This is a genomic window from Microcoleus sp. D3_18_C2 (assembly GCF_036702395.1).
GTDB lineage: Bacteria > Cyanobacteriota > Cyanobacteriia > Cyanobacteriales > Microcoleaceae > Microcoleus.
Map to the genome: position 1 here is coordinate 1 of NZ_JAUBTG010000112.1, position 5,863 is coordinate 5,863.

At 47.1% G+C, this 5,863-nt stretch carries 6 protein-coding genes and 1 tRNA gene; 2 read left to right on the forward strand and 5 right to left on the reverse strand.

Annotated features, from left to right (window positions below):
• Positions 1-447: 447 nt before the first annotated feature.
• The 5 genes from QUA88_RS28960 to yqeK all read right to left on the reverse strand — a co-directional run bounded on the left by QUA88_RS28960 (position 448) and on the right by yqeK (position 3,487).
• Positions 448-524, reverse strand: a tRNA-Met gene (locus tag QUA88_RS28960).
• A gap of 120 nt (positions 525-644) precedes the next feature.
• The gene (locus QUA88_RS28965; RefSeq protein WP_333275166.1) at positions 645-1,598 is read right to left on the reverse strand and encodes an asparaginase; all 954 of its coding nucleotides are present in this window, start codon (positions 1,596-1,598) and stop codon (positions 645-647) included.
• A gap of 183 nt (positions 1,599-1,781) precedes the next feature.
• Positions 1,782-2,291: a CGLD27 family protein gene (locus QUA88_RS28970; RefSeq protein WP_333058566.1), complete on the reverse strand. Its 510-nt coding sequence runs from the start codon at positions 2,289-2,291 to the stop codon at positions 1,782-1,784.
• Positions 2,292-2,293: 2 nt separating this feature from the next.
• Positions 2,294-2,713 carry a ribosome silencing factor gene (gene rsfS, locus QUA88_RS28975; RefSeq protein ID WP_333234293.1) on the reverse strand — a complete coding sequence of 140 codons (420 nt, stop codon included), beginning with the start codon at positions 2,711-2,713 and terminating at the stop codon, positions 2,294-2,296.
• A 138-nt stretch (positions 2,714-2,851) separates the two neighbouring features.
• Positions 2,852-3,487 (reverse strand): bis(5'-nucleosyl)-tetraphosphatase (symmetrical) YqeK, encoded by a 636-nt coding sequence (yqeK, locus tag QUA88_RS28980; protein WP_333234292.1) that lies wholly within the window; start codon positions 3,485-3,487, stop codon positions 2,852-2,854.
• A 19-nt stretch (positions 3,488-3,506) separates the two neighbouring features.
• Here yqeK and QUA88_RS28985 point away from each other — a divergent pair, with 19 nt between their 5' ends.
• Together QUA88_RS28985 and QUA88_RS28995 are read left to right on the forward strand one after the other, a co-directional pair.
• Entirely contained in the window at positions 3,507-3,764 is a 258-nt protein-coding gene (locus QUA88_RS28985) for a hypothetical protein (protein ID WP_333275170.1), read from the forward strand.
• 1,100 nt (positions 3,765-4,864) lie between these two features.
• Positions 4,865-5,863: protein kinase domain-containing protein (locus QUA88_RS28995; protein WP_333275173.1), on the forward strand; the 999-nt coding region annotated here is incomplete at its 3' end.

Consider the following 5,863-nt stretch of genomic DNA (forward strand, 5'->3'; position numbering starts at 1 on the left):
GCGGATTTTGGCGTTAGGAACTAGCGCTTCTGCCTGTGGAGGGGATGTAAGTCGATCTGGTAAAACTTCGGTTTTGTGGGACGCCCCGCCCCGTTGAATCAGGAAGCCAGCGCTGTACCACTTAAGTGGTCAGCGTCTGGTAGTTCACAATCCTGAGTTAAAAAATATGGATATCGGATTGCAATTTTTTAACAAATAAAGCTTGCACAAACGGTCGTCGGAAAGTATAGGGTTGAGTGTTTAGGTTGAGGGTTGGTCTTATTTGGTCTCAATTAGAAAAATACAAATATACAGTAGGGACACAGCACTGCTGTGTCCTCATTTTTGTTGCCGCCTAAAATAAACTGCTTTCAATCTGTCGAAGAGGCGATCGCAGACGGCATCAAACAGACGGCATAAAACAAACCCCAGCAACTTTTAGGATGCCGGGGCTTGTCTTATTTAAGTTGGTGGCGGGAAGTGGATTTGAACCACTGACCTTCGGGTTATGAGCCCGACGAGCTACCAGGCTGCTCTATCCCGCGTCGCTTTTTGTCTCTTTACTAATATAAACATATCTTTCTGAAAATTGCAACCCCTCCATCAAAAAAACTTTTTAGATTGTGGGAGGGGTTGCTGAAATCGGCGATCGAGTCTCGATCGCCCTAAAGCATCGAAACTTCCCCGATTACCTCCAAGCGCTTGAACTCACTGAGAGTCAGGTAAGTCTCCGCCAGAGTTTCGGCGATCGTCGGAGTAATCCACCCCAACTGCTTGAGCAAGTGAATCGCCACAGCAAATTGAGCACGCTTTCCTCCATCCGTCACCTTAATTGCCAAGCCCATGCCTTCGCCAACGCGGCCAATGCACTGCACCCCTTCGGCGCCGGACTTGCTCACCAATTCCCCTTGAGTCAAACGCATCAGTTCCGTGTCAAATTTGCCCTCACCCGCAACCATCATCGGGTGGTGAGTCATAGCGCGGACAATCCGTTCCATCTCCACATTGTCGCCAGAGGCCAACTTAGCGTACAAAGACGCCATTTGCCCCAACTGCAACAGATAGGTAGGAGCGCCGCAGTCGTCGCGAGCGCTGATAAACTCTTCGGCAGGCATGGCCAGCAAGTCAGCCACTTTGCCCAAAATAAGCTGCTGGACGGGATGTTTGCGCCGTAAATAAGTGTCCAGAGGCCAGTGCAGTTGCTGGCAGACAGCCAGCATTCCGGCGTGTTTGCCGGAGCAGTTGTATTGCAGGGGGCTCTTTTTGCCTTCGGGAATGGGGCATTGAAGTTTAGAGGGGTCAATGTCGCAGCGCCACAGGACGTTAAATACCTGGCGCGATTGCTCGATCGTACCTTGATGGGAACTGCAAATAATCGCTAAATCTCGATCGGTCAATTCGTAGCGTTCTAAAGTGCCAGTCCCCGTCACCGCCAAAGCTTGAAAAGGCTTGAGTGAAGAACGGACAAATGAGGCCGTTTCCGAGTTACCAGCAACAGACAGAACGCGCCCGCGGTTGTCGCAGACAGCGGCCTGGGCGCGGTGCCTCGATTCCACAATACCTTCGCGCAGCAGTGTGACTTCCAGTTCGGGAGCTTGGGTTCGTTTTCCCCTTGTCATATCAATTTTAGATTTTAGATTTTAGATTTTAGATTGGGGCCGGTGGAAGTTATGAGTTGCGAGCTGCCAGTTAAGAGTTATAAAGTTAATCTTTCGGCGATCGTTTCTCACTCATGCACGGGAGTGTGCCGGCGTTGGCTGTGCGCGGCAATCTCAAAACTCAAAACTCCCGAACCGAACCGATTACAAACAACTCCAAGTTAGTCCCCCGGCAACCAGCAATACTGTCAAACCATAAAATGTCTGCCGCAGACGCCTGAGAATTGGTTCTAGTTGGTAGTTAACAATCAACTGATCTTGAAGCAAAACTTCGGGAGTTTTAGGCCAAGATTGACAATCGTACCAACCAGACTCTTCGTAGACGACCGTGGGATTTGAAAGGCGCGATCGCACGTAGAACCAACCCAAGTAGAGTCGCAGCAAAGCTAATCCTAGAATAAAACCGGCACCTGCGGCACCGCACAGGACAAACTGAGCTGGATACTTGCTTGGAGCAAAGCTAGAAGCAGCTATCGGCACCGATACCAAGCAACTCCAAGCCCACACCCAAGCTAGTTTTGCCAGGTATCCGGGCCAATTGAGTGTTACCCAGCTAAAAAACCAGGATTCTTTAAGTTCTTGGTATTCATTGATCGGTCGCTGTTCTTGCGGAACGGGACAAATAGAAGCAGAAACGTTTTTCACATTAGCCATCCTCACGACGTGGGGGAAAAGTCAATGCGTTCGGCGTGTCCCCAGAACGCTTCTAAATTGTAGAACTCCCGCTCTTGAGGCTTCAAAATGTGAATGATCGCGTCGCCGTAGTCCATGACAACCCAACTAGCGTCTGATAGGCCTTGTGTACGCAGTGGCAAGCGTTGCCACTCTTCTTCCACTTGGTCTGCTATCGCTTGGGAGATGGCTCGTACCTGCACGTTGGAAAATCCGGTGACGATCGCAAAGTAGTCTGCCAAAAAGCATACTTCTGACACGCGGAGCAATACAATATCTACTGCTTTGCGGTCATCGGCTGCTTGGGCAACGGTCATGATCAGGCCACGGGCTTCGTCTGAGGAGGTGCCGTCCGTTGCTGTAGACTGGGCCCTGGAGTATTCGAGTTGGGTTATATCTGACATTAAGTGTTTAAGTTCCTAATTGATACGGTAAGAAAGAATGGGTGCGCTATTGGCTGTCGATTGTTGGCAGTTTGAGACGGGAAATAGGAGTTAGGTTGAAGCCAAAAGTAAGGACAGAATTTCTGGTGAATTTTACTTTCAACTTGTGATTTGTTCGATCGACTTCTGGGTCGAATTTCCTGTTTCCGGCGGTTCGCGGGCCATTTGCAGCGCCCAATTCCGCGTAAGTACGGTGCGGGGGTGGATGTAGCAGCGAGTTTCTAGCAAATATTTAAGAGAATAATCGCTAGTTTGCCACACGGCTGCATAAAGATTTTGCCAGCTTGCCTCGCGCAGTGCTTCTAGTTGGGCTGTGTTGCCGCGGCTCGGCTCTATGGTATCTGCTATGAATACGGTACAACTGAGCTGGCTCATGTTTGGTCTGCCGAGGGTGTGATTGGCGATTGCGTCCAAAATTTCTCGATCGACCACCCCGAATTCGTCTCTGGCGACGATCGCGCTGGCGTCTGCGTGCAGCAAATGCGGGTGTGCTTCCAACACTGAGTCTAACTCTAAACCTTCCTTCTGGGCCATTTGCAGCAGCAGTTGAGGTTTGAAGTATTTTGCCAAATCGTGCAACAAACCCGCCGATCGGGCTTTTGCTTCGTCGAGGCCGTAATGGCGAGCCAAGTCACCTGCTACCTGTTCGACTCCGAGGATATGTTTGATTCGGGCAGCAGGAACGCGCTCACAGAGCCAAGCTAGGACGTTTTCGCGCGCGGGTGCAAGTGTCAAATATTAACTCCAAAATTGTATGAGCTACTATTTTAGCGTTTTGTTTCGATCGGCTGCGGTATCGGGCACGCAGGCAGGGCGGTTTCATTTTCACGAAAATCGCGATTTTGACTCTTGTAGTGCCAAGAATTCCTACCCCCCACAGACGATGATTCACAAGCCTTGGCGACATGGGGGCAGCCACTCTTTGCTGCTCCTACAAGAGCATGAAACAGCCCTGCCCTCTGCTTTCAATTTCGCGGCAGAGTATAATAGAACAAAATCTCTCAAACCTTAGCTGAGTCTATGGTTAAGCCTCGCCAAGCTGATTCAACCTTGAAATTGATGGATGAGTATTGTCACTAACCTGTGGAGCATTTAAACCAGTAACGAGGCTTGTAGGGTGCATCAGGAGTGAACACTTACGCGCTTATGCGGAAAACACTTCTGTAATGACGCACCCTACTATCGTCTTTTAAATGCCGAACAGCTTATTACAGAAATCTGTTTTCAGAAGTCAGAAGCTTCAAAGCTTTTACACACATTCATGCTAGTGTAATTTTTGATATTAAACGTAAGACACTACCAGCTATTGCAGAGATAAAGGGGCTAGAAAATGCTCACGGGCTGAATCACTTTGCTTTGCTCGATTAATAGCGTTAATGGATTTTTATTCTCATCCCTTATTTTACTTGATGAAGAAGAGTAAAATATTACCCCTATTCTGCTGAGTCACAGAATAGGGGTAATATTTTCATCAGTTATTGAAGAAGCAATCCTTGTTCTAGCCACTGCTGGTAATACAAATATACGGTAGACTAGGGAAGTAAATACGCAGGGTAAGTCGGCTCAATATCACACATTTTTTAGTTGAGATAAAATCCATCCAAAAATTTTATTTTCGTCTAGTTCCGAAGTATACTTTGCTTTTGAATGGGCAATATTTGATGTAGAATGGGTTATTCAAGCATTTCCGATGAGCGAGTTCGTTAGGTTGCTAGAAGAGGGCATGAGGGCTACCATTGAGTATTTTTACCTCAAAAATATCAAGGATAAACAACCAAGTTGAAAACCTTTCCACCCTTGGGCTTAAACTGAACTACCTCAAAAAATAGCTGTTTGGGGCGATCGCCTCCTGTGAGCTTCACGACTGCTAGACGCGATCGCCATCAACATCTCAAATGAGTTATATAAACATACTTATGGATAATTTCCGCTCCAGTGCAGACAAGTTCTAAACAATTAATAATATGGCTTCAGTATCGAACGAGCTGCCTGCGTTCGTACAGAACGCCCACTGACAAGTCCAGCAACATTAGAGACCATTGAGAATTTACCAAGTTTGCTGAGTAAACTAGAGATATACTAACCCCCAATTTATTGAGTGAGGACTGGACAATGGAGACAATTACTGATCTGCCGGGGTATCGGATAACAGAACAACTCTATGCAGGATCTCGCACTCTAGTCTATCGAGGTATTCGGGAGAGCGATCGTACTCCCGTCGTCATCAAACTGCTGCGAAACGAATACCCCAGCTTCAGCGAACTGGTGCAATTCCGCAACCAGTACACCATCGCCAAAAATCTACGTCTACCTGGAGTGGTTGAACCCCTCGATTTAGCACCTTACAAAAACGCCTATGCTTTGATAATGGAGGACTTTGGAGGAGTTTCTCTGTCTACTTATCTTCCGGGAGCAACTGATAAAAACCAACCCGATAAATCTCTATCTTTAGAAAACTTTCTCAACCTAGCCAGAGAGCTAGCAAATATTCTTCACTCTCTCTACCAAAACCGAGTTATTCATAAAGATATCAAACCCGCAAATATTCTGATTAACCCACATAGCAAACAAATTAAACTAATTGACTTCAGTATTTCTTCCCTGCTGCCGAGAGAAACCCTAGAAATCCAGAACCCCAACACCCTCGAAGGAACCTTAGCTTATCTTTCCCCAGAAAAGACAGGAAGAATGAATCGAGCAATTGACTATCGGAGTGACTTTTATTCCCTGGGTGTTACCTTCTATGAATTGTTGACAACACAGTTACCCTTCGAGTCAGACGACCCAATAGAATTAGTGCATTGTCATCTAGCAAAACAGCCAATTCCGGTACATGAAATCAACCCAGAAGTTCCCCTAATTTTATCCCAAATTGTTAGTAAACTGATGGCAAAGAATGCCGAAGATCGCTATCAGAGTGCATTAGGACTTAAACACGATTTAGAAATTTGTCTGGCTCAATTACAAAACACGGGTAACATTGAGACCTTTGCATTGGGGACGCGGGATATGACAGATCATTTCCTCATCCCTGAAAAACTCTACGGCAGAGAAACAGAAGTTGAAACCTTATTAGCAGCCTTTGAGCGAGTCAGCAGGGGCAGCACCGAA